This is a genomic window from Planococcus chinensis (genome assembly GCF_042681545.1).
In the GTDB taxonomy this organism is placed as follows: domain Bacteria; phylum Bacillota; class Bacilli; order Bacillales_A; family Planococcaceae; genus Planococcus; species Planococcus chinensis.
In genome coordinates, this window is sequence record NZ_JBHUFW010000002.1 from 293,633 (window position 1) to 316,329 (window position 22,697).

19 protein-coding genes are annotated in these 22,697 nt (G+C 52.5%); 10 read left to right on the forward strand and 9 right to left on the reverse strand.

What is annotated here, in order from left to right; genetic code table 11:
• Nucleotides 1-118 precede the first annotated feature (118 nt).
• Together ACFSDB_RS01370 and ACFSDB_RS01375 are read left to right on the forward strand one after the other, a co-directional pair.
• Nucleotides 119-1,525: a DHA2 family efflux MFS transporter permease subunit gene (locus ACFSDB_RS01370; protein WP_377338867.1), complete on the forward strand. Its 1,407-nt coding sequence runs from the start codon at nucleotides 119-121 to the stop codon at nucleotides 1,523-1,525.
• A gap of 180 nt (nucleotides 1,526-1,705) precedes the next feature.
• Nucleotides 1,706-2,917, forward strand: a complete 1,212-nt coding sequence (locus ACFSDB_RS01375) for a NupC/NupG family nucleoside CNT transporter (RefSeq protein WP_204891433.1) — start codon at nucleotides 1,706-1,708, stop codon at nucleotides 2,915-2,917.
• Between the two features lie 491 nt (nucleotides 2,918-3,408).
• On the opposite strand, the gene ACFSDB_RS01380 is transcribed toward ACFSDB_RS01375, so the two are convergent.
• Both ACFSDB_RS01380 and ACFSDB_RS01385 read right to left on the reverse strand, forming a co-directional pair.
• Complete coding sequence (locus ACFSDB_RS01380) at nucleotides 3,409-3,648, reverse strand: hypothetical protein (protein ID WP_377338870.1); 240 nt, start codon at nucleotides 3,646-3,648, stop codon at nucleotides 3,409-3,411.
• Nucleotides 3,645-4,352 (reverse strand): nuclease-related domain-containing protein, encoded by a 708-nt coding sequence (locus tag ACFSDB_RS01385; RefSeq protein ID WP_377338873.1) that lies wholly within the window; start codon nucleotides 4,350-4,352, stop codon nucleotides 3,645-3,647. Before ACFSDB_RS01385 ends, ACFSDB_RS01380 begins: the two co-directional genes overlap by 4 nt.
• 183 nt (nucleotides 4,353-4,535) lie before the next feature.
• On the opposite strand from ACFSDB_RS01385, the gene ACFSDB_RS01390 reads away from it, so the two are divergent.
• Nucleotides 4,536-5,831 (forward strand): NCS2 family permease, encoded by a 1,296-nt coding sequence (locus ACFSDB_RS01390; RefSeq protein WP_204891432.1) that lies wholly within the window; start codon nucleotides 4,536-4,538, stop codon nucleotides 5,829-5,831.
• Between the two features lie 353 nt (nucleotides 5,832-6,184).
• Nucleotides 6,185-6,370 carry a hypothetical protein gene (locus ACFSDB_RS01395; RefSeq protein WP_204891431.1) on the forward strand — a complete coding sequence of 62 codons (186 nt, stop codon included), beginning with the start codon at nucleotides 6,185-6,187 and terminating at the stop codon, nucleotides 6,368-6,370.
• Between the two features lie 133 nt (nucleotides 6,371-6,503).
• Here the strand turns inward: ACFSDB_RS01395 and ACFSDB_RS01400 are convergent, their stop codons facing one another.
• The 3 genes from ACFSDB_RS01400 to ACFSDB_RS01410 form a co-directional block, all read right to left on the reverse strand.
• Entirely contained in the window at nucleotides 6,504-7,412 is a 909-nt protein-coding gene (locus ACFSDB_RS01400) for a MerR family transcriptional regulator (protein ID WP_204891430.1), read from the reverse strand.
• A gap of 286 nt (nucleotides 7,413-7,698) precedes the next feature.
• Entirely contained in the window at nucleotides 7,699-8,898 is a 1,200-nt protein-coding gene (locus tag ACFSDB_RS01405) for an MFS transporter (RefSeq protein WP_204891429.1), read from the reverse strand.
• Nucleotides 8,899-9,003: 105 nt separating this feature from the next.
• Nucleotides 9,004-10,236, reverse strand: coding sequence for an MFS transporter (locus tag ACFSDB_RS01410; protein ID WP_204891428.1), 1,233 nt, complete (start codon nucleotides 10,234-10,236; stop codon nucleotides 9,004-9,006).
• Between the two features lie 489 nt (nucleotides 10,237-10,725).
• Here ACFSDB_RS01410 and ACFSDB_RS01415 point away from each other — a divergent pair, with 489 nt between their 5' ends.
• The 3 genes from ACFSDB_RS01415 (at nucleotide 10,726) to ACFSDB_RS01425 (ending at nucleotide 14,847) form a co-directional block, all read left to right on the forward strand.
• Nucleotides 10,726-12,219 (forward strand): acetyl-CoA hydrolase/transferase family protein, encoded by a 1,494-nt coding sequence (locus ACFSDB_RS01415; RefSeq protein WP_204891427.1) that lies wholly within the window; start codon nucleotides 10,726-10,728, stop codon nucleotides 12,217-12,219.
• Nucleotides 12,220-12,450: 231 nt separating this feature from the next.
• Nucleotides 12,451-13,095 (forward strand): LytTR family DNA-binding domain-containing protein, encoded by a 645-nt coding sequence (locus ACFSDB_RS01420; protein WP_204891426.1) that lies wholly within the window; start codon nucleotides 12,451-12,453, stop codon nucleotides 13,093-13,095.
• A gap of 237 nt (nucleotides 13,096-13,332) precedes the next feature.
• Entirely contained in the window at nucleotides 13,333-14,847 is a 1,515-nt protein-coding gene (locus ACFSDB_RS01425; RefSeq protein ID WP_204891425.1) for an acetyl-CoA hydrolase/transferase family protein, read from the forward strand.
• 234 nt (nucleotides 14,848-15,081) lie between these two features.
• Here the strand turns inward: ACFSDB_RS01425 and ACFSDB_RS01430 are convergent, their stop codons facing one another.
• Nucleotides 15,082-15,552, reverse strand: coding sequence for a VOC family protein (locus tag ACFSDB_RS01430; protein ID WP_204891424.1), 471 nt, complete (start codon nucleotides 15,550-15,552; stop codon nucleotides 15,082-15,084).
• Nucleotides 15,553-15,710: 158 nt separating this feature from the next.
• Here ACFSDB_RS01430 and rlmN point away from each other — a divergent pair, with 158 nt between their 5' ends.
• A complete protein-coding gene (gene rlmN, locus ACFSDB_RS01435) occupies nucleotides 15,711-16,781 on the forward strand; it encodes a dual-specificity RNA methyltransferase RlmN (protein WP_204891423.1) in 1,071 nt (356 codons plus the stop codon).
• Nucleotides 16,782-17,133: 352 nt separating this feature from the next.
• Here the strand turns inward: rlmN and ACFSDB_RS01440 are convergent, their stop codons facing one another.
• From ACFSDB_RS01440 to ACFSDB_RS01450, 3 genes are read right to left on the reverse strand one after another with little or no spacing between them, the layout of a single operon-like run.
• On the reverse strand, nucleotides 17,134-18,060 hold the full coding sequence (locus tag ACFSDB_RS01440; protein ID WP_204891422.1) for a carbohydrate ABC transporter permease: 927 nt from the start codon (nucleotides 18,058-18,060) through the stop codon (nucleotides 17,134-17,136).
• A complete protein-coding gene (locus ACFSDB_RS01445) occupies nucleotides 18,061-18,972 on the reverse strand; it encodes a carbohydrate ABC transporter permease (RefSeq protein ID WP_377338881.1) in 912 nt (303 codons plus the stop codon).
• Between the two features lie 16 nt (nucleotides 18,973-18,988).
• Entirely contained in the window at nucleotides 18,989-20,305 is a 1,317-nt protein-coding gene (locus ACFSDB_RS01450) for an ABC transporter substrate-binding protein (protein WP_204891421.1), read from the reverse strand.
• Between the two features lie 264 nt (nucleotides 20,306-20,569).
• On the opposite strand from ACFSDB_RS01450, the gene ACFSDB_RS01455 reads away from it, so the two are divergent.
• Both ACFSDB_RS01455 and ACFSDB_RS01460 read left to right on the forward strand, forming a co-directional pair.
• A complete protein-coding gene (locus ACFSDB_RS01455; RefSeq protein ID WP_204891420.1) occupies nucleotides 20,570-21,712 on the forward strand; it encodes an ABC transporter ATP-binding protein in 1,143 nt (380 codons plus the stop codon).
• A 193-nt stretch (nucleotides 21,713-21,905) separates the two neighbouring features.
• Complete coding sequence (locus tag ACFSDB_RS01460) at nucleotides 21,906-22,691, forward strand: YkuS family protein (RefSeq protein ID WP_204891419.1); 786 nt, start codon at nucleotides 21,906-21,908, stop codon at nucleotides 22,689-22,691.
• Nucleotides 22,692-22,697 lie beyond the last annotated feature (6 nt).

Consider the following 22,697-nt stretch of genomic DNA (forward strand, 5'->3'; position numbering starts at 1 on the left):
GCGTTTTTTTCAGCTATGCGAATAAAATCGGCATAATCGGACTTTGCCCGGGTAAGTAGGGTAATAGAAAGCGGTTTCGGCAGGAAACGGGTACCCGGCAGAAAGGGAGGTGGTGTCTTTGGCGAATATCCAGGAAGTCCCGCGAGGCGAGGGTATAAGAAAAGGGCCGCTTCTTGGGGTGCTGATGGCGGGCGTGTTTGTCGCCATCCTTAACCAGACGCTCCTCGCCACCGCCTTGCCGCATATCATGGAGGATCTCCGGATCAACGCCAACACTGCCCAGTGGCTGACGACGGTTTTCATGCTGGTCAACGGCGTGATGATCCCGGTGACGGCGTTCCTGATCGGCAAGTTTTCCACACGCACGCTGTTCATGGCGGCAATCGGCCTGTTCGCAGCCGGCACGATCATCTGTGCGCTCGCGCCGGGATTTTCGGTGCTGCTTGCCGGTCGCATTATCCAGGCGTCCGGTGCGGGCATTATGATGCCGTTGACGCAGACTGTGCTGTTTGTCATCTTCCCGGTTGAGAAGCGGGGGCAGGCAATGGGCATCTACGGGCTGGTCATTTCATTCGCGCCGGCGCTCGGCCCGACGCTATCGGGCTGGATCGTAGGCCAGTATCCGTGGCGCGCGCTGTTCTATATCGTCATCCCGATTGCGTTGATCGATCTTTTGCTGGCCTATTTCTTTTTGCGGAATGTCACGAAGCAGACATTCCCGACACTCGATATCCTTTCGGTCATCCTATCGACTGCAGGGTTCGGCGGGATCCTCTATGCCTTCTCCAGTGCCGGATCGATCGGCTGGGGGAGCGCACCGTTCCTTCTGTCGATCGCCATCGGCGCCATTGCGCTCGTGCTGTTCATCCGCCGCCAATTGCGGCTGAAAGAGCCGCTCCTTGAGTTCAAAGTGTTCAGCTACGGCATTTTCACCCTTTCGACTGCACTCAGCGTCATTGTGTTCATTTCCATGATGGGGAGCGCGACGATCCTGCCGATCTACATGCAGAATATGCACGGCTTCACCGCGTTTGAGTCGGGCTTGATGCTGCTGCCGGGGGCGATTGTCATGGGCGTGATGAACCCGGTCACCGGGCGCATCTTTGATGCGGTCGGCGGCAAATGGCTCGCGGTGGTCGGCCTGTCCCTCGTGACGGCGAGCACATTCCAGTTCACGGTGCTGACGACCGAGACGCCGTTCGCTTATCTCGCCATCAGCCACGCTGTGCGTATGCTTGGCGTCGCGATGGTCATGATGCCCGTGACGACCGCGGGGCTCAACCAATTGCCGGAACACCTCATTCCCCATGGGACCGCGATGAGCAATACGATGCGCCAGGTTTCCGGCTCGATCGGGACTGCGCTGCTTGTGACCATCATGACAGGGACCGCACTGGATGCGAGCGAGTACGGCATGCAGGGTTTGGTGCGCGGCGTCAACATTTCGTTCATGGTCGCGGGCGTACTGAGCGGCATCGGAATCATCTTGGCCTTCTTCCTCAAAAAGCCGGAAGAGGAGGGCTGAGTTTTCAGTAGTCGAAATGTTCCTGAGATTGCAACTTTTTTGGATAAGAATTTGTCACATGATGTACATTTACTTCTTTGCAGGGTTTTGGTAAGATGTCAGACGACGGAAGACTAGTTTCGGCAAATATCGGGATGGAATGAAAGCGTTTCAAACCGGAGAAAATAATGAGGTGAAGTTGTGAATTTATTATGGGGCATCTTTGGCGTATTCGTGGTTCTCGGAATCGCCTTCTTATTATCAAGCGGCAAAAAAGCCATCAAGCCGCGGACGATTCTCGGCGGTCTGGCCATCCAGATCACGTTCGCATTCATGGTACTGGAATGGGATCTGGGAAGAAAGGCGCTTTTGGGCCTCTCGAACCTCGTCCAGAACGTCATCAACTATGCGGGTGAAGGGATTTCCTTCGTATTCGGCCCGGCGGCTGACGTACAGGGCTTCGGCTTTGTCTTCGCGTTCCAAGTGTTGACGATCATCATCTTCTTTTCTTCTTTGATTTCGGTGCTTTACTATTTAGGCGTTATGCAGTTTATCATCAAAATTCTCGGAGGGGCGCTGTCCAAACTTCTGGGAACAAGCAAAGCGGAATCGATTTCAGCTGCGGCGAACATCTTCGTCGGCCAGACGGAAGCGCCGCTGGTCATCCGCCCGTTCATCGCAGGCATGACCCGCTCTGAGCTGTTTGCGGTCATGACAGGAGGACTGGCCTCAGTAGCCGGTTCGACGCTTGCGGGTTACGCACTTCTCGGTGTGCCGCTGGAATACCTGCTCGCTGCGAGCTTCATGGCAGCACCGGCAGGTTTGATCCTGGCGAAAATCATGATTCCGGAAACGGAAGAAGTCATCGAGAAAGACTTTGTCATGGAAAAAGACCAGACATCGGTCAACGTCGTCGACGCTGCCGCACGCGGCGCATCTGACGGCTTGCAGCTGGCGCTGAATGTCGGCGCAATGCTCTTGGCGTTCATCGCTTTGATCGCGCTTCTGAACGGCATGCTCGGCGGCATCGGCGGCTGGTTCGGCAATGACGACCTGACCATACAAAGCATTCTCGGCGTCATCTTCGCGCCGCTTGCATTCGCCATCGGCGTACCGTGGGAAGAAGCAGTGCGGGCCGGCAGCTTCATCGGGCAAAAATTGGTGCTCAATGAATTTGTCGCTTACACTTCGTTTGCCCCGCAAATCGAAGACTTGTCGCCTAAGACGGTTCTCGTTGTCAGCTTTGCGCTTTGCGGCTTCGCAAACTTGAGCTCACTTGCAATCCTCCTTGGCGGGCTTGGTGCGATGGCGCCAAGCCGCCGCCCGGACATCGCTCGCCTCGGCATCCGTGCTGTTGCGGCCGGTATGCTTGCCTCACTCCTGAGTGCAGCAATTGCCGGGATGTTTATGTAAGGAAAGAATACGTTTCATCAACCGCCTGCGGAGGATTCCGCGGGCGGTTTTCTTATGGAGAAATTCCAAGCGGATCCCAGATGCGAAGGGGGTGGTCGGGTGCTTTCCGCTTACGGGAAGCGCCCTGCTTTTAGGAGCAAGCGCGGCAGCGGTTGCTTTAGGCGTTCGGGGTTTTGGGGGCGGGGGTGGTTTTGGATGGTTTTTTCCAGAGGAATACACTTTTGAAGGCGGTTCGGAGAGTGGGGGCGTGAAGCAGAGAAGGAGCTGTGCCAGAAAAGGGAGGAAATGCCGGCATTTCGCAGGCGAAATGCGAAAGGGATAGGAGGCGTGGCGGTTTATTTGCGCTTATCGGAATTTATTTGCGTTCGGAAGATTTTATTTGCGTTCAAGATTTTTTATTTGCGCTCAAAAAAATTTATTTGCGCTCGCAAGCACTTTATTTGCGTTCAACAAAATTCGACAAAGAAAAAGCTTCTTGCCTAAGCAGAAGCTTAATCATTGTTCTTCAACTCGTACTTTCTGGATTTTCGTTCGCCGCTCGTTTTCAAATCAAGCTGGCTTAGCAAGCGGGATGCGACGAAAACCGATTCCACTCCGCAAAACCGCCGGAATTCCTGGTTCGTCATGACGCTGCCGACGAGCGAGAAATACTCACGCACCGCGAACTCGTGTGCGAGCGGGTCGCGTGCGCCGCATCGGCTGCAGCTCCAGCCGCGCTTCATGCGTTTCATGGTAAGTGTGCGGCATTCGCGGCACAAGACGCCGGTTTTGAGGTCGGCGGCATCGATTGAGTAGCGTTGGCAAAGGGGGTTCCGTCTAAAAGGGGTTTGATGGCTGAGAAGCAGCTTGCTGATTTTCGGGAGTTTGGGGCTCGCAGCGTTGGGGGATACGACTGCCAGATGTTCAGCAAGTAGTCGGGCATTTGATAAGCTTTGCAGATGGGTGCGCCGCGCGGCTTCGAAGCGAATTCGCATTGCTTCGCGGTGAAGACGGAGAGTCCAGTGACCGGCAGCGGAATCTTCTGCAGCCGGAACCAGCGTTCCAGGAAGCGGACATGCTTGGCGAGCTGGACGCGCGGGTCTTCCAGAGTGGTTTTATTGCCATCCGGAGCGATGCGGAAAAATTCGCCGGTCGCTTCATCGAAATGGATTTCGTCGCTGATGTTCTTCGATTCGATGACCACCGCGCAGCGTTCGGTCAGCAAAAGGCCGTCAATCTGGACGGGCCAGTCGCCGAGCGTCAGGCTGATATCCCACAATGCAGTGAACGCCTCCTCGATCCAGAATTCCTTGAAACGCGCCTTCAGCCGTCCTTCGCCGCGCTTGCCGCCCGACGCCCGGTACAGCTGCTTATCCAGAAACTCACGCTGCGGATGTCTTTCCGCCAGGCGCAATAAAAGCCCTTCGAGCGCTTCGGTTTTATTCAACAATTCCAATCCATCACCTACAGGGAAATTAATTGAATTATACCACCGCCGAAAAGTTTGGACCAGCAGGTGTGACAAGCGCCAGTCCTTGACATGGCGGTGTTTTGGGATTACAATTTTGACTTGGCTTGCCTATGGTTTCCATAGGAAAAGCGGGTAGGGAGAGGGCTAATTTAATAGAAGGTCGTAAAAATGAAACATTGGATGGACCGGTTTTTCGGTCTTCAAAAAAACGGCACGACTGTGAAACGCGAGATGACCGCCGGCTTGATCGGCTTCTTTACGGTTGTCTACATCATCGCGGTCAACTCGCTGATCTTGTCAGAAGGCGGCATGCCGCTTGAAGCGGCGATTGTCGCAACCATCGGGGCATCAGTATTCGGGGCGTTCGTTATGGGATTCTGGGGCAACGCGCCGATCCTGCTCGTTCCGGGCATGGGCATCAACGCGCTGTTTTCCTACACGCTGGTCCAGTCGATGGGCTTGTCGTGGCAGGAAGCGCTCGCCGTCGTCTTTGTCACCGGCGTGATTTTCGTCGCCGTGGCATTCACGCGGTTTGCGAAAGTCATCAGCTCAGCTGTGCCACATTCGCTGAAAGAAGCGATCACCGTCGGACTCGGGCTTTTCCTGATGCTGCTCGGCCTTGAAAAAGGCGGGCTTGTCATCCGCGGCGAAGCGTCGATTCTGGCGCTGGGTTCGCTGGCAGAGCCGCAAGTGCTGGCGACAGCGCTGACGTTGATCGTCGCGATCGTCCTGTTTGTCCGCAACGTGCCGGGGAATTTCCTCATCACGATTGTGGCAGGTACGCTGATCGCTTCGTTTTTCGGCTTGATCGACACGAGCGTCCTGGACGAGCCGTCGCTGAATATGCAAGCGGCGTTTGCCGGATTCGGCGCGCTGTCCTTCGACAGCTTCCTGTCGATGACGTTCTGGGTGGCAGTCTTCTCGCTGACGATGGTCATGGTGTTCGAGAACATCGGCCTTGTCCACGGACAGGTCAACTTGATCGGGCAGCCGGAGAAATTCGGGCGCGCGTTCCAGGCAACTTCCCTGGGCGCCATGGCGTCAGCGATGTTTGGCACGAGCCCGACCGTCGCTTCGGTCGAAAGCGCCGCAGCCATGACGGCAGGCGGCCGCACCGGCCTGACCGCAGTCACGGCTGGCTTCCTGTTCCTGGCATCGGCATTTTTCATTCCCGTCATCAAACTGATCCCGGACAGCGCGATTGCGCCGATCCTGATTATCATCGGCGGGCTGATGCTGCAGACGATCCGCAACATCGACATGAAAGACATGAGCGAGACATTCCCGGCGCTCCTGATCATCGCGCTCATTCCGTTTACGTACAGCATTGCTGACGGCATCGCCATCGGCTTTATCCTGTATCCGATCCTCAAGATCGGCATCGGCAAATGGCGCGAAGTATCGGTTCCGCTCTACATCATCTCGGGGCTGTTCCTCATGAACTTCGTGCTGCATTATATGTAAAACCCGAAAACGCATTTGCCTGTGCAAATGCGTTTTTTTAAGTGGCGAGAAATCTTTGCAAATATATTAATAAAAGAATCTAAGGTTTTTAAAACCGCTTCGGGCATGGCTTACTCCATGAGCCGAGAAGGACACTCGTCTCATAGCTTCGCCCAGCCCATAGACGCGCCGGCGCTAGATCAGCTCTTTATAATTGAAAAGTTCATGTTATCAACTTGGTTTATTATTATTGATAATAAGGAATTTTTATCTCTTTCAACTAACCCGAAAACGCATTTGCCTGTGCAAATGCGTTTTTTGATGGAACGATGCTATAATAAAACCAAAGAGACCGGAAAGGAGTTGCATTTCCTATGAAATATACGAAATCGAAAATGGAACAGCTGGTCAGCGATCATCCGGAACTTAAAAAGCGTTTGAAAACCTTGATGAAGGACATGGACCTCGAGAAGAGCTTTGCGCTCAAAGCGTTGTACCATTCCGAAGTCACTGATAATGGCCCGTACCAGAAAGATTACCAGGACCTGGACCTGCTTTAAGCAGAGAACGAGTAGAGAGTCCCGGGTTTCGCTTTTCTGTCTAGACTCCGGCGCCTAGTTCCTCGAGACGCTTCAGTCTTGGAGGGACTGGCGAAGCGCCTGCGCTTTTCTGATAAAGACGCAAAAACTCCCGTTAAGCCCTGCTTAACGGGAGTTTTTCTTTGAAGTCGTTGAGGCGTTCCTGCCAGGATTCGTACATTGGGCCGAGGAACAGGGTACTGCCGGCATCCAGCGCTTCGGTCACGCCTTGGCCGCCGACAAGGAAGCGCATGTGGGGATTTGCCTCCGTAAGCTGGTCGATGTACTTTTCCGCAAGTGGCCGGAGCTCCGGGTCCGAGATGGCCATGCAGACAATCTGGACATCCTGCTGGAGTGCAGCTTCCGGCAGGCCGTCGATCGGCGTGTCCGCACCGATGAACATGACGGGGAATGCGTTCTCGCGCAGGAACAGCGTGAAAAGCATAAGGCCGAGGTAATGCTGTTCGCCGCTCGGGCACAGCGCCATGACCTTCGGCAGATCCGGGGAAGTCGGAAACACGCGGAAAAACTGCGTGAAGCGCTGCTCGACGATATGGCTGATCATGTGTTCATGCGCCACGGTCAGCGTGCCGTTTTCCCACTCTTTGCCAATCTGCACCATCAGCGGGACGATGATGGAAAAGAACACCGTACGGTAATGGAACATGGAAAAGTTCATATCGAGCAAATAATTGAAACGCTCTGTATCCATTTCCGCCGCCGCCAAAAAGAGCTCCTGGATCTGCTTTTCATAAGCCTCATTGCCGAAGTGCTCCGGCAATTCCTTTTTCTCAGCCGGCATCCGCTTTGACGCATGCAATTGCTTTACCGCTTCGCTGATTTTGACGCCGTTCTCCTGCACCTGTATCTTCAACCATTTGAGGTCCTCGAGGTTCTGGTCCGAGTACAGCCGGTGCCCGGTTTCGGTGCGGGCAGGGGTGATGGCATTGTAGCGGGTCTCCCAGGAACGGATCGTCACTTTTGGCATATCTAAGATTTTGGCAGCTGCTTTGATGTTGTACATAGCATTACCCACATTCCTTTAGATTTTGTATAATAATTATACAACTAGCTTTTGGTTCCCGTAAAGCTGGGAGGCTTTAAAAAGCGCATCCTCCCGGGAAATGGGGGAAGCGGTTTTCAGTTTCATGATAAAAATCGGAGGCTTGCTGTAAAAAGATGCCCCTCCGAAAGGGAGAATCGGCAGAAAGTTGTTTTTCCCTTGGATTTGCGAAAAAATAAAAACCTATACAAGATTTTGCACGAAAAAACCGGAGCCCTTTTCACTGAAAGGGCTCCGGTTCTATGTTTTATTGGAGTGCAGCTGTTTTGGCGGTCCGGGATCGGTGCCAGACGATTGTGATGGTCCAGGTGATGATCAGCATGATCAGCCCCAGGATGAACGGGAAAACGATGTTGATGTCGTAGAGCGCACCGGCGAGCAGCGGCCCCAGGATATTGCCGACACTCATATAGGCATTGTTCATACCCATCGCGAAGCCGACTTCGCCTTCGGCCATCTTGGAGATCAAGGTATTCAGCACCGGCCGGAGGATCGAAGTCGCCAGGAAGATGATGAGCGATACGCTGAAGAACATCGCGTAGCTGCCCGCAAACAGCGACAGCAGGAAGCCGAATGCAGCAACGCCGATGAACGCGAGCAGGATCACCACTTCACCGAACCGGCGGACGATGCGGTCGACTACGAACAGCTGGACGATGACGCTGACGACGCCGGTCGCGGTGATCATGAACGCGATGTCTTTCGCGGTCGAGTTGAACTGGTTGTCGAGGTAAAGGCCGATGACCGATTCATAGGCAAGCAGGCCGAAGCTCATGACGAGCGTAATGACCAAAGGAATGAAATACGGCATTTTGACCGAGCGGGCGATTTTGGCGAGCATCGCTTCCTGCTGCGTCATGTCCATGGCGGTGGCCGGATCCGCTTCGACGGCGTCCTGCTCTTTCAGGAGAGCGACGGAAAACAGGACCGCTGCAAGCGAGACGAGCGCAGATACGAGGAACGGCAGCTTCAGGCTGTAGTCGGCGAGAAATCCGCCGATGCCGGGCCCAACGACGATGCCGAGGGACATGGCCGCGGACACCAGGCTCGTGCCTTTAGCGCGCTGGTCGAATGTCGTGATGTCGGCGATATAGGCGAAAATCGCCGGAATGAGCATAGCCGCGCCGATACCGCCGATGACGCGTGACAAGTACAGCACCCATATGCCGTCCGACAAGTAAAAGACGAACATCGAAATGGTGAGGCCGAGGAGGCCGTAGATGATCATTTTGCGGCGGCCGTATTGGTCCGCCCATCTGCCGGAAATCGGCGAGAACAGGAATTGCGCGGCTGCGAAAATGGCAATCATCAAGCCGGCCGCCATGCCGCCTTCGCCGATCGATTCCAGGTATGCGGGCAAAATCGGGATGACGATGCCGAAGCTGCCGATGGCGATGAACATATTGATCATCAGGATATATATTTTCTTGCGTTGGTCTGCAGTCATGAAGTGCCTCTTTTCTTTTCGTGATACGAATGATTTATTTGCTCAACTTTTCCATATTAGAGGAGCTTCCACATCTTGTCAAACTTAACAGCAAAAGCTGAACCGTCATACGAGCGGTTCAGCTTCTGGGAGTTCTGTGCGCATGCGGGCGGCGGCTTTCGCTGCGTGCGACGAGCGCCAAGCGGTGGCAATCGTCAGTGTCACAAGCAGGAGGCCGAGGCCGAGCATGAACGGATAATTGATGTTGAAATCGTACAGCAGGCCGGCGGACAACGGTCCGAGCACATTGCCGAGGCTCATATAGGCGGTGTTCATGCCCATCGCGAACCCGACTTCCCCTTTGGCCATCTTGGAAATCAAGATGTTCAACACAGGCCGGAGAATGGCCATCGCCATGAAGATGACGGTGGTGACGCCGAAGAACATTACATAGCTGCCGGCAATGAACGACAGCAGGAAGCCGGCGGTGGCAAGGCCGAGGAACGCGATGATGACCGGCACTTCGCCGAAGCGGCGCACGAGGCGGTCGACCACGAACAGTTGGACGATAACGCTGATCGTGCCGGTTGCGGTGATCATCAAGGCGATGTCTTTCGACGTGGACGCGTATTGCTCCGTCAAATAAAGGCCGATGACCGATTCGTACGCCACAAGGCCGAAGCTCATGACGAACGTAATGATGAGCGGCACGAAATACGGCATTCTCGCCGAGCGGCCGATCCCTTCAAGCATCGATTCGTCGTCGTCGAATGTGACGCCGGCTTTATTGGCCGCGCGGGTTTCATCGCTTTCTTTCAACAGGAGAACCGAGAACAACACGGCGGCGAGCGTGACAATGGCGGAAACCAGAAACGGCAGCTTCAAGTCGAACTCTGCGAGAAATCCGCCGATGCCGGGTCCGATGACCAAGCCGAGCGACATCGACGCGGTCACCATGCCGGTCCCTTTCGCCCGCTGTGAAGGCGTCGTGATGTCCGCGATGTAAGCGAAGATTGCCGGCACCAGGAATGCGTCGCCGATGCCGCCGATAATGCGGGAAGTATACAGCACCCAGATGGAGTCGGTTGCATAGAACATCCCCATCGACACAGCGAGCAGGCTGAGTCCGAGGATGATCATATTGCGGCGGCCATAGAGGTCCGCCCATTTTCCGCCGAGAGGGGAGAACAGGAGTTGGGCGCCTGCAAAGATGGCGATCATCAATCCGGCGGCTGTACCGCCCTGGTTGATGGACACAAGGTAAGCGGGCATGATCGGGACGATGATCCCGAAGCTCGCGATGGCAATAAACATATTCACCATAAGCAAGGTGATTTTCTTTCTTTGTTGGGGAGACACAGGTAAATCCTCATTTCTATTTCTATATCGTGGGTTTTGTTGGCAGGAGCAAAGCGACGGGAGAAAGGCGGAACAAGGCAGAAACAAAAGAAGCGGAAGACAAACTATGACATGCTAAAAATTATATTATTATTTCTTCTGAAATTAACAACTTTCCTATATTATGATGGATAAAAGGCAAAGTCAAGGTGTAAATCCGATATAAATAGTACAATTTTGTTGTTATTTATTATTTTATAATAGGAATAGTCTAAAAACTTCGGCGCGCAGCTTTCCTTGATACCTGCCAGTAAAGGAATGTAAACCCTTGCAAAGGGAGTCAATTGAGCCGCCTGCATACGGCGCATTTTCCCTGCTATTTGTTACAACGGTGTGAATGGTTCTTTCCGTATAGGCGGAATGGAGAGCAGGGGTTTATTCGGGGCCGGCGGAGGTAAGGTATAATGGAAGCATACAAGGAAGACATTCAGGCTATGAAAGGTGAAAGTGATGGAAAAAACCATGGAACGCATCAAAGCCATTCAATTGCAGGACCGGGTCATCGAAGCGGAAACCGCAGCTTCGTGGATCCAGGACGGAATGACACTTGGCCTCAGCGGATTTACACGTGCCGGGGACGCAAAAGCGGTGCCGCTCGCGCTTGTGAAGCGGGCAGAGACGGAAAGCTTTAAAGTGAACGTATTCACCGGGGCCTCGCTGGGCTCGGATATCGATAAATTGTTTGCCGAAGCAGGAATTGTGGGCAAGCGGCTGCCATTCCAGGCCGATCCCGCTATGCGGAAAAAGATCAATGAAGGCAAAATGCTGTTTGTCGACGACCATTTGTCGCAGACTGCGGAATGGATCAAAGCAGACGTCATCTCTCCGATCGATTTTGCCATCGTAGAAGCGCTCGGCATCACGGAAGACGGCCTCATCATCCCGACGACGTCGGTCGGAAACTCAGCTCTTTTTGTGCAGTATGCAAAACACGTCATTGTGGAAATCAATACCGCCCAGCCGGAATTGTTCGAAGGGATCCACGACATCTACGACACGGGCAAGCAGGGCGAGCGTGTGCCGATTCCGCTGACCCATGTCGATGACCGCATCGGTGTTCCGGGCATGCCGGTGGATCTGGAGAAGGTGCGCGGCATCGTGTTCACGCACCAGGCCGATTCGCCGTCGACGATCGACCCGGCGGATGAAGAGACGGACCGGATCGCGGACCATCTCCTGGAATTCCTGCGCTCCGAAGTGCGGGCGGGCCGCTTGACCAATAAACTGGCGCCGCTGCAGTCGGGCATCGGGACGGTAGCGAATTCGGTGCTCCACGGGATGCTCGATTCCGAATTCGACGGCCTCGAGGTATATTCCGAAGTGCTGCAGGACGCGGTGTTCGAGCTGATCGATGCCGGGAAAGTGCGGTTTGCCTCGGCTTCGTCCATCACGCTTTCGGAAGGGAAGATGAAGCAGGTATTCGGCAATTTCGGCCGCTATCGCGACAAGCTCATCCTGCGGCCGCAGGAGATTTCCAACCATCCGGAAATCATCCGTCGCTTGGGGCTGATTTCGATCAACACGGCGCTCGAATTCGATATCTACGGCAACGTTAACTCGACCCATGTGTCAGGAACAAAAATGATGAACGGCATCGGCGGATCCGGGGATTTCGCACGCAATGCACGGCTCTCCATCTTCGTCACCAAGTCGATTGCCAAAGGCGGGCGCATCTCGAGCGTCGTGCCGTTTGTGACGCATGTCGACCATACGGAGCACGACGTCGACATCGTCGTGACGGAACAAGGCTATGCGGACCTGCGCGGGCTGGCCCCGCGGGAGCGCGCGACGCTGATCATCGAGCAATGCGTGCATCCGATGTATAAGGAAAAGATGCGTGCGTATTACGCAGAAGCCTTGGCGCGCGGCGGCCAGACGCCGCATATGCTGGAGAAAGCCTTCTCGTGGCATGCGAAACTCGCACAGACCGGCACGATGCTGTAAACCGCAAGTTGAATACCGGACAGCTGCCCACTGAGGGCGGCTGTTTTTATTTGGAGGAAACAGGTGCAGAGCTGCAGTAAAATTTGTAGAATGTAAGTTGGCTTAATCGTTTTAAAAGTACGATTTTCTATATTAATGAAATAATCACCGCCGGCGGGTCTGCGTGCGAAGCGATAGATAACGACACTCATTCGTTCATTTACATATGATAGAAAAAACAGGGGGCACATTATGGAAAAGCTGACACTCGATTCGCTGCTGGACGTCATCGGCGAATTGTTCTCGGACGAAATTTCAATTGCGGTATCGGATACGGAAAGGTATGTCTATTACCGGCCAAGCAAGCGGATCGACCTGAAAATCCAAATCGGGGATCCGGTAAAGCCGGGAACGATCGCGTTCAAGGCGCTCGAAACGAAGCAGAAAGCTTCGGAGTTTATCGACAAGGAAGTTTTCGGGGTGCCATACCACGGCATGGCAGTCCCCTTTGAGCAGGACGGCATCGTTCAGGGCGTAGTCATGGCGATCTACCCGGCATTCACCGAAGGCAAATCGGTCGTGACCGTGAAAAGCGCCGACGGCTGGAAGCCGATCCCGTTCGGCGACGTGAAATACCTGGAAGCGAAAGATCGCAAAACCTATGTGCACGCCGACGGCTTTTGGGGAACGAATAAAAACTCGCTGCAGGAATTCGAATTCTTGCTGCCGCGCGATTCCTTTATCCGCTGCCACCGCTCGTATATCGTCAATGTCCATCATATAGAAGAAATCCATCCGGATACCCATTCAACATTTGTCCTCGCCATGGACAACGGCGAACGCATCCCGGTCAGCCAGTCCTATTCGAGCTATTTCCGGAAACTGCTTGGTTTCTGAAAAATCTGCTGCTCTATCCGCCGGTTTCGCTGGTTCGGCGCGAATAACGCTTTTCCGCGCAGTGAAATGCTCTTTCGAAAGAAGATAAGTTAAAATTATCTAATAATTAACCTCCATTAGATAATGACAACCTATACCCTTTTCAGGGAAAGCGGCGGCGCTCAATTGAGCGGACGCTTATGAAAACGCTTTATTTTGAAAAGGTTTACTTATTAACTTCGAAAGAGAGTGATGGATATGGAAAACAATCTTGGACGGATCAGAGCAGCTGAATTGCAGGACCGGGTCGTGACTCCGGAAGAAGCCGCATCGTGGATCGGCGACGGCATGACATTGGGGCTTAGCGGATTTACGCGGGCGGGCGATGTGAAAGCGGTTCCTTTTGCGCTGGTCAAACGCGCAGAAACGGAAAGCTTCAAAGTGAACGTCTTTACCGGAGCCTCGCTGGGGTCGGATATTGACCGTTTGTTTGCGGAGGCCGGCATTGTCAATAAACGCTTGCCTTTCCAGGCAGAGCCTGCGATGCGCAAGAAAATCAACGAAGGCGAAATGCTGTTTGTGGACCACCACCTATCCCATACTGCGGAATGGATCCGCTCGAACGTCATTGAACCGATCGATTTCGCAATCGTGGAGGCGCTGTCGATTACGGAGGACGGCATGATCATTCCGACGACTTCCGTCGGCAACTCTTCCGTTTTCGTGAAGCACGCCAAAAACATTATTGTTGAAATCAACACAGCGCAGCCGGAGCTGTTTGAAGGGCTGCACGACATCTATGATACCGGCAAACAAGGGGAGCGGATGCCGATCCCGTTGACGACCGTCGACCAGCGCATCGGCACGATTGGCATTCCGATCGATATGGACAAAGTGCGCGGCATCGTTTTCACCGAACAACTGGATTCACCGTCGAACATCGTCGCGCCGGACGAAGAAACGAAAATCATGGCGGACCACCTGCTGGAATTTTTCCGCTCGGAGATCCGTGCCGGCCGCCTGACCGAGACGCTTGCGCCGCTGCAGTCAGGCATTGGGTCTGTGGCGAACGCCGTGCTGCACGGCATGATCGACTCGGAATTCGAAGGCCTTGAAGTCTATTCGGAAGTGCTGCAGGACGCGGTATTCGACTTGATCGATGCCGGCAAAGTCGAGTTTGCTTCCTGCTGCTCGATCACCCTGTCGGAACCGAAAATGAAGCAGGTCTTCGGCAACTTCGATAACTACCGCAATAAAATCGTTATGCGTCCGCAGGAGATTTCAAACCATCCGGAACTCATCCGCCGTTTAGGTCTCATTTCGATCAACACGGCTTTGGAGTTCGACATCTACGGCAACGTCAATTCGACGCATGTGTCCGGTTCGAAGATGATGAACGGCATCGGCGGGTCCGGCGACTTTGCGCGCAATGCGCGGCTCGCGGTATTCGTCACGAAATCGATTGCGAAAGAAGGGCGGATTTCAAGCGTCGTGCCGTTCGTTTCGCACGTCGACCACACCGAGCACGACGTCGATGTCGTCGTCACGGAGCAGGGCTATGCGGACCTCCGCGGCCTGGCGCCGCGCGAGCGGGTCGTCGTTATCATCGAAAACTGCGTGCATCCGATGTACCGCGAAGCGCTGCGTGAATACTACGCGGAAGCCTTGACACGCGGCGGACAGACACCGCATGTGCTGGAAAAAGCCTTTTCTTGGCACACGAATTTGGCCGAACACGGCTCGATGCTCGTGAAAAAAGAACAGACGGTATAGAAATATGATAAAAGCCAGCCGGTCCCCATGAGGACGGCTGGCTTTTTACATGCTCAATAAAAATTAACTTTTCAGCGTTTTTCAGGGCTAAACGGGCGCTTGCGCTTTTCTTATTGTCCAGACTCCAGCGCCCAGCCCCTCGAGTCGCTTCGGTTCTGGCAGTCATGGCAGAGAACGCCATGCCCGCCAAATCCTCCAGCGCTTGTCGGGCCTAAACGGGCGCTTGCGCTTTTCTTATTTATTGCCGTACATTTCGGATGTGTTGCGGCTCGACAGTTCCAGGATATTGCCGAACGGGTCTTCCATGTAAACCAGGTAATGGTTCTTGTCCTTGGTCGTCTGGTGGATTTTGCTGCGCTGTCGGCCGCCGTGCAGGACGATCCGCTCGATCGTCTCGATCAGGTTCTCCACGATCAGGCAGACATGGAAAAAGCCCCGGTGAGGGAAAAGCTGTTCGCCTTTGATGTCCGCTTCCTGGAACTCGAACAATTCAATGCCGACTCCGCCGAGCGACATGAGGTGGATGTTCCGCATTTTGGTGATCTCCGGCCCCTGCAGATCCAGTGTCATGTGGTCCGGTTCTTCGGTGGCCGCATCGAATTCGAACGGGCCTGACAATATGTAAAAGCCCAGGACTTTGCAATACCATTCCGCTGCGCGGTCAAGGTCGGGAACAGCCAAGCCGATATGTGTAATTTCCGCCATTTGATCGCCTCCTCTGTATAAAGCTTTTACCCTATTTCCACCCCTTTAATCCGGCAATAAAAGCAGAGTTTTCAGTCTAAACGAAAATAGTTGTTGTCAAGCTCTAAATTTAGTATTATAATAAGCAATTGTGAAATTCCGAAATGAGGGTACTAATAATGAAAAATTCCATCTATGGATTGACAGTAGATCAACTAAAAGAATGGTTTTTAGAAAACGGCCAGAAGAAGTACCGTGCTGAACAAGTATGGGACTGGCTATATATCAAACGCGTCACTGAATTCTCGCAGATGAACAACCTCAGCAAAGAGGTCATCGCGCTTTTGGAAGAGAACTTTGCCATCCGGACATTGGAAGAAGCAGTCAAACAGGAATCTGCCGACGGCACGATCAAATTCCTTTTCCGCCTGCAGGACGGCAACTTGATCGAAACGGTCTTGATGCGTTTTAAATACGGCAACTCGGTCTGTGTTACGACACAGGTCGGCTGCAACATCGGCTGCAGTTTCTGTGCAAGCGGACTTTTGAAAAAGAGCCGCGATTTGAACGCGGGCGAAATCGTCGAGCAGATCATGCAAGTGCAGGCGCATTTCGATGCGCAGCAAAAAGACGAGCGCGTGAGCCACATCGTGGTCATGGGCATCGGCGAACCATTTGACAACTATTCGAACTTGATGGACTTCCTGACAGTCGTCAACTCCCAAAAAGGACTGGCGATCGGGGCGCGCCACATCACTGTATCAACAAGCGGCATCGTACCGAAAATCTACGATTATGCGGACGAAGGCCTGCAAGTCAACTTGGCGATTTCCATCCATGCGCCGACGAACGAATTGCGTTCGCGTATCATGAAAATCAACAAAGCGTATCCGATCGAGAAATTGATGGATGCAATCGATTACTACTTGGAGAAATCCAACCGCCGCATCACATTCGAGTATATTTTATTGCGCGACGTCAACGACCATGTCGAAGAAGCGAACAAGCTCGCGAAGCTGCTCGAAGACAAGCGCCATCTGTCGTACGTCAACCTGATTCCATACAACTCGGTCAGCGAACACGATCAGTACCAGCAGAGCACGCCGGAAGCGATCAGCGCTTTCTACGACGCTTTGAAGAAGAAAGGCATCAACTGCGGCGTCCGCCACGAACAAGGCGCGGACATCGACGCAGCTTGCGGACAACTCCGCAGCAAGCAGATCAAAAAAGAGAAAACAGCAGCAGTGTAAGCAATCTGCGCATTCAGGGTATCCTTTCGGGGATGCCTTTTTTCGTGTCGAATTTTGTTGAACGCAAATAAATCCTGTTGAACGCAAATAAAGATTTTTAAACGCAAATAAATCTGCATGAACGCAAATAAAAGTTTCTGAACGCAAATAAATTCTCCTGAGCGCAAATAAAACGGAAAAACACTAAAAAACCTTCTTTGCTTTTCGCCGACGGTAAGCTTTTCTCTTTAACGGAGAGCCGAAATCGAAAAGCCAATGGAGAATCTCGCGCTCAACAGTACTTTAAAAGCCTGAGACAACAAAAAAACACCCTCCGCGCCCAGTGCGCAGAGGGTGTATCGCAAGCCGGGCTTTATTTTCCGCCGGACTGCAAGTTGATGCCTTGGATAAAGTACTTCTGGAAGATGAAGAAAATCACGATGACAGGCAGCAGCACGAGCAGCGAGCCGGCCATCAGGTAATTCCACTGCGTGCTCAATTGGCCTTTGAAAACTTGCAGGCCGATCTGCAGCGTGTACAAATTCTCGTCGTTCAAATAAAGCAATGGCCCGAGGAAGTCGTTCCAGGCACCGTTGAACGAGAAGATGGCGACTGTCGCGATGGCCGGTTTCGTGAGCGGCAATCCGATCTTCCACCAGATGTAGAAATGGCTCGCGCCTTCGATCTTCGCTGCTTCGATCAATTCGGTCGGAATCGTCATATAGAACTGGCGCAGCAGGAAGATATTGAACGCGCTGCCGAAAAACGCCGGCACGATCAGCGGGTAGTACGTATTGATCCAGCCGAGATTGGCGAATAGGACGTATTGCGGAATCAATGTAACAAACCCCGGAATCATCATCGTCGCGAGGACGATGGCGAACAAAACGTTCTTGCCCTTAAAGGGGATCTTGGCGAATCCGTAGGCGATGAATGAATTGGACAGCACGTTTCCGACTACTACGAACGTCGTGATCACCAGCGTATTGATGGTATAGCGGGTGAACGGCGCTGCTTCCCACGTGCGGATATAGTTGCTGAACAGCCAGTCTTCCGGGAAGAAAGAAGGCGGGAAAGACATGACTTCCGCCATCGTCTTCAAGGAAGTCGCAAACATCCACCAGAGAGGGGAGAGAATCAACAGGCTCCCGATTGCCAGCAAAATGAAGTTGAAAATGACCAGAAAGTTCTTCCGGTTTCCGCGGTGTTCAAAGAAGCTCGGGTTCTCATTGCTTTTCTCGATGCTCTTCAGATCATCCGCACGGTCAAGGTAATCCAGGTTATCTGTCGGCTTATCCATCTACTTCTCCTCCCCTTCGTAATGCACCCAGCGGGGAGCAAGTTTCAGGTTGAAAATCGTCATGATGAACACGATGACGAACAGGATCCAGGACATTGCCATGGCATAGCCCATATTGAAGTTGGTGAATGCCTGCTTCCACATGTACAGGTTATAGAACAACAATGAATTGGCGGGTCCGCCTTCGCCGTTATTCGACATGACATATGCTTCCTGGAAAATCTGGAATCCGCCAATCAGGCTCGTAACGACATCGAAGAAGATGACCGGCGTAATCATCGGGATCGTGATATGGAAAAATTTCTTCCACGTGTTTGCGCCATCGATTTCGGCCGCTTCATAAAGCGATTTGGAGACGCCCTGCATGCTGGCCAGGTATAGGAGCATTGAACCTCCGACGCTCCATAATTTCATGAAAATGATGGAAGGCTTTGTCCAATCCGGGTCGAACAGCCAGTTCGGGCCGTCGATGCCGAACCAGCCCAGCACCAGATTGACCATTCCGGTACCGGGATCCAGAAGCTGCATCCATAGCATGTAAACGCCGACGCCCGACAGGACAGCCGGCAGGTAGTACAGCGTCCGGAAGAAACGCATGCCGGGAATGTCTTGATTGAGCAGGGCGGAAAGGAAAATCGCGCCCATCGTGGTCAGCGGTACAGAAAAGATGACGAAATACAAGGTGTTCCAAAGTGAGGTCCAAAAAAGACTGTCCTCTGTAAAGAGTCCTTGATAATTCTCTGCGCCGACAAAGTCCATCTGAGATGTAATATTATAGTTTGTAAAACTTGCCACAAAAGAAAATACCAAAGGTCCCGCAGTAAATGCGAGAAATCCGATGATCCATGGCAACACGAAAATGTAGCCGTAAATGCTTTCTTTGCGCCGCATGGTCAGTCTTTTCTTCCCCAAGACGGTCCCTCCTTGCTTACTGGTTTTTCTGGATCAGGTTTTCCACATCCGCCTGCGACTTCTCGAGCGCCTGCTTAGCGGTCATGGAGCCGAGCATGAATTCATCCACGTTAGGGTTGATCAAGCTGCTGAAATCAGGCGCGATGACCGGAACCGGCGTCAACAGCGTATGTTCCATGTTCTCAAGTGCCATTTCATAGACCATTTTCCCGTCCTCGGTGAATTCATCCGAGTTGGCCGCTTCTTCGGCCGCTTCAATGTTAGCGACGTTGTCAAAGTTCTTCACTGCCCAGTACTTTTGGGCTTCAACGTCGGTCAAATATTTGATGAACTCCCATGAAGCTTCAGGGTTTTTGGCGCCTGCCGGGATTTCAGCGACAAATCCGCCGCCCCAGCTCGTATTGCCATTGCCTTCCTCATATTCTGGAAGTGTCGCAACGCCGAAATTCAAATCCTTTGCGTAATCGCGGATCTGCGTGTAGAAAGTCGGTGTCTGTGCAATCATGGCCAAGTCGCCGCTGAAGAACGGGTGGCCCTGCTGGCTGTCGATTTGTGCCTGGTAGGAGTTGATGACGTTTTCGCCATAGCGGTCTTTCCAAGTCTTAAGCCAGTTCAAAACCTGTTCGTTTTTCGCTGTATCGATTTCGAAATTGTTCTGCTCATCGAAGTAGTTCTGGCCGTTGGCATTCAGCAGCCAGACGTCATAGCCGATTCCCCATAGCGGATAGAATCCGATGCGCTCGTAGTCCTCGCCGGATTTCTTATCCAGCTTTTGTGCATATTCCTCAAGCTCCGCCCAGGTAGTAGGCGGCTTTTCCGGATCCAGGCCGGCTTCTTTGAAAGCGTCTTTATTGTAGAAAAGAATGCGTGTGTCCGTATTGAACGGAATGCCGTAGGAATCGCCTTCATGCAAAGTCGCTTTCCACAATTCCGGATAGAAGCGCTCAGAAATGTCGTCTTCTTTCAGGAGGTCCGCCAGGTTCATAGCCTGGTTCTTTTCCCCGCGGAGAGCGGTCGCGTTGATGTCGTTGATTACGACATCCGGCGGATTGCCTGCTGCGATAGCAGCCAGTTCTTTCGTCCAGATATCACCGAACGGAAGGTAAGTGTGCTTCACTTCAATTTCATCCTGCGACTCATTGAAGTCAGTGATGATCTGCTCGATGATCGGACGGCGGATTTCAGAACCCCAGAAAGTCCAAAAATCGATGACGGTCTTGCCTTCTTCGTTGGTGGCGGGTTCCTCGTTGTTGCTGGTCTGGAAGCCGGAACAGCCGCTGAGCAGCAGAACCAGCCCGACGATCAAGATGCCGAATGCTTTTAGTTTGTTCATTCTTCTTCCACTCCTTCTGTTGATATGATAAATAAATGCTGAAAAAAATAAATCCACTTCGGCTTACGAAGTAAATAGCCTCTCGAGTTCTTGTTGCTTCTCCAGCGACCGAATGTAAAACTGTTAAGAACTGAATATTCTGCTTTTCGCAAACCTAATTAGAAGTATATACCAAGTGCTGGCCCTTTTCAAAAAATGATAGAATTTGTAATATACTGAGAAGCGTTTATAATTAAAAGAAAAAACCAAAGGGGACCAGACAAAATGGCAGAGATTCTGATTCAAAACCTGGGCAAGACTTACGATAATGGCGCAGTTGCCGTTACCGATTTTAATCTTGATATTAAAAACGAAGAGTTTATCGTTTTCGTCGGTCCGTCCGGCTGCGGAAAATCCACAACTTTGCGGATGATTGCCGGCCTCGAAGAAATCACCGAAGGCGAGTTTTACATAGACGGCAAACGGATGAACGACGTCCAGCCGAAAGAGCGCGACATTGCAATGGTGTTCCAGAACTATGCGCTTTACCCGCACATGACCGTATATGAAAACATGGCGTTCGGTCTGAAGCTGCGCAAGTTCAAAAAAGATGAAATCAAGCGGCGCGTCAACGAAGCGGCGGCGATCCTTGGGCTCGAGGAATACTTGGACCGCAAACCGAAAGCGCTTTCGGGCGGCCAGCGCCAACGTGTCGCTTTGGGACGGGCGATTGTCCGGGATGCGAAAGTGTTCCTCATGGATGAGCCGCTTTCCAATCTGGATGCCAAGCTGCGCGTCCAGATGCGCGCCGAAATCGCGAAGCTCCACCACCGTCTGAAGACGACTACTATTTATGTAACGCATGACCAGACAGAAGCAATGACGATGGCGTCGCGGATTGTCATCATGAAAGACGGCTTTATCCAGCAGGTCGGCAGCCCGAAGGAAGTCTATGACTATCCGGCAAACCGGTTTGTCGGCGGCTTTATCGGTTCACCGGCGATGAACTTCTTTGAAGGGCATCTCGAAAACGGCACGTTCAAGCTCGGCGACAAAGCAGTGGACATCCTGACGGAACAGCTTGAACTTCTGAAGAGCCAAGGCTACGACGGAGCGGATCTGACGCTCGGCATCCGACCTGAGCATATCCACGTCAACAGCGAGGACTTGTCGCGGCTGCCGGTCAGCGAATTTGATGCGACGATTACCGTGTCGGAGCTGACAGGTGCGGAAACGATCATCTATGCTGTCTATGCGGAGCAGGAATTCATCGCCCGCGTCGACGCCAACACTTCGATTGAACCGGGGCATACTGCACGTCTCGCTTTCGATATGTCGCATGTGCATTTCTTCGACCCGAAAACCGGCGAACGCATCAAATCAGGTAGTTCAGACCGTTTGGCGGAAACGCCTGCTTCTGTCCAATAATTCTCTCCAGCTGCTTTCCTTATAGGAAAGCAGCTTTTTTTCTATAGCCGTTTTTGGGGTCCCTCAAACGCGGAATTGTTAAGAGTTGCGGTTATATTAAAAATATTTCATTTACATTGGTGTGTTTATAGCCGTGTAAATCAGGGGAAATAAAGGAGTATACACAATTACCGGAAAAGGGAGTGGAGAAAAAATGGTCAAAGTAGCAGTAGAAGAACCGTTTGTTTCAGTAAAAGATGCACTTGAGAAAAAAGGATATAATGCCGAGATGCTGAAGGACAAAACCGATGCGGTGGATTATGACTGCGTCGTTGTCAGAGACCAGGAAAGCTTATCGGATTTCCACATGAACGTGCCGTTAGTGGAAGCGCACGGCCGTACATTATATGAAATCGTGGAAGAAGTCGAAGAGCGCCTTGTGCGCAGCGGCAAGATTCCAGCTCCTCAAATTTATGAAGAAAGCGGCAACGGCGGCAGCGGATTCATCAAAGGCGCTGTGACTGGCGCTATTGTCGGGGCTGCAGCAGGATTGCTTCTGACTCCGAAGAGCGGCAAAGAGATGCAGGCAACGTTGAAAGAGAAGACGTCCGGCTCGAAGGAAAAACTGAGCGGCACCGTGGAGCAGGTAAAAGGCAAGACCAGCGGCGTAACGGACAAAGTGAAAGATAAAACCAGCGATGTGACCGACAAAGCCAAAGGCAAAGTCGATGAATTGAAAGCGAAACGCGAAGACAAGAAAGAAGAGAAAGAACTGAAAAAGCAGGAAAAAGAAGTTGAAAAAGAAATAAAAGCTGAAGAAAAAGCACAAAAAGAGCATGAAAAAGCTGAAAAAAAGGCTGAAAAAGAAATTAAGAAAGCTGAAAAAGAAGCGGCACAGGAAAAAGGCGGCATCGAAGTTGTGGAATTCGGCGCTTCTGATGTAACAACTACCGGTTCCGGCAGCGCAACGATTACACCAAAAGATACGAATAAAAAATAAAGGCAA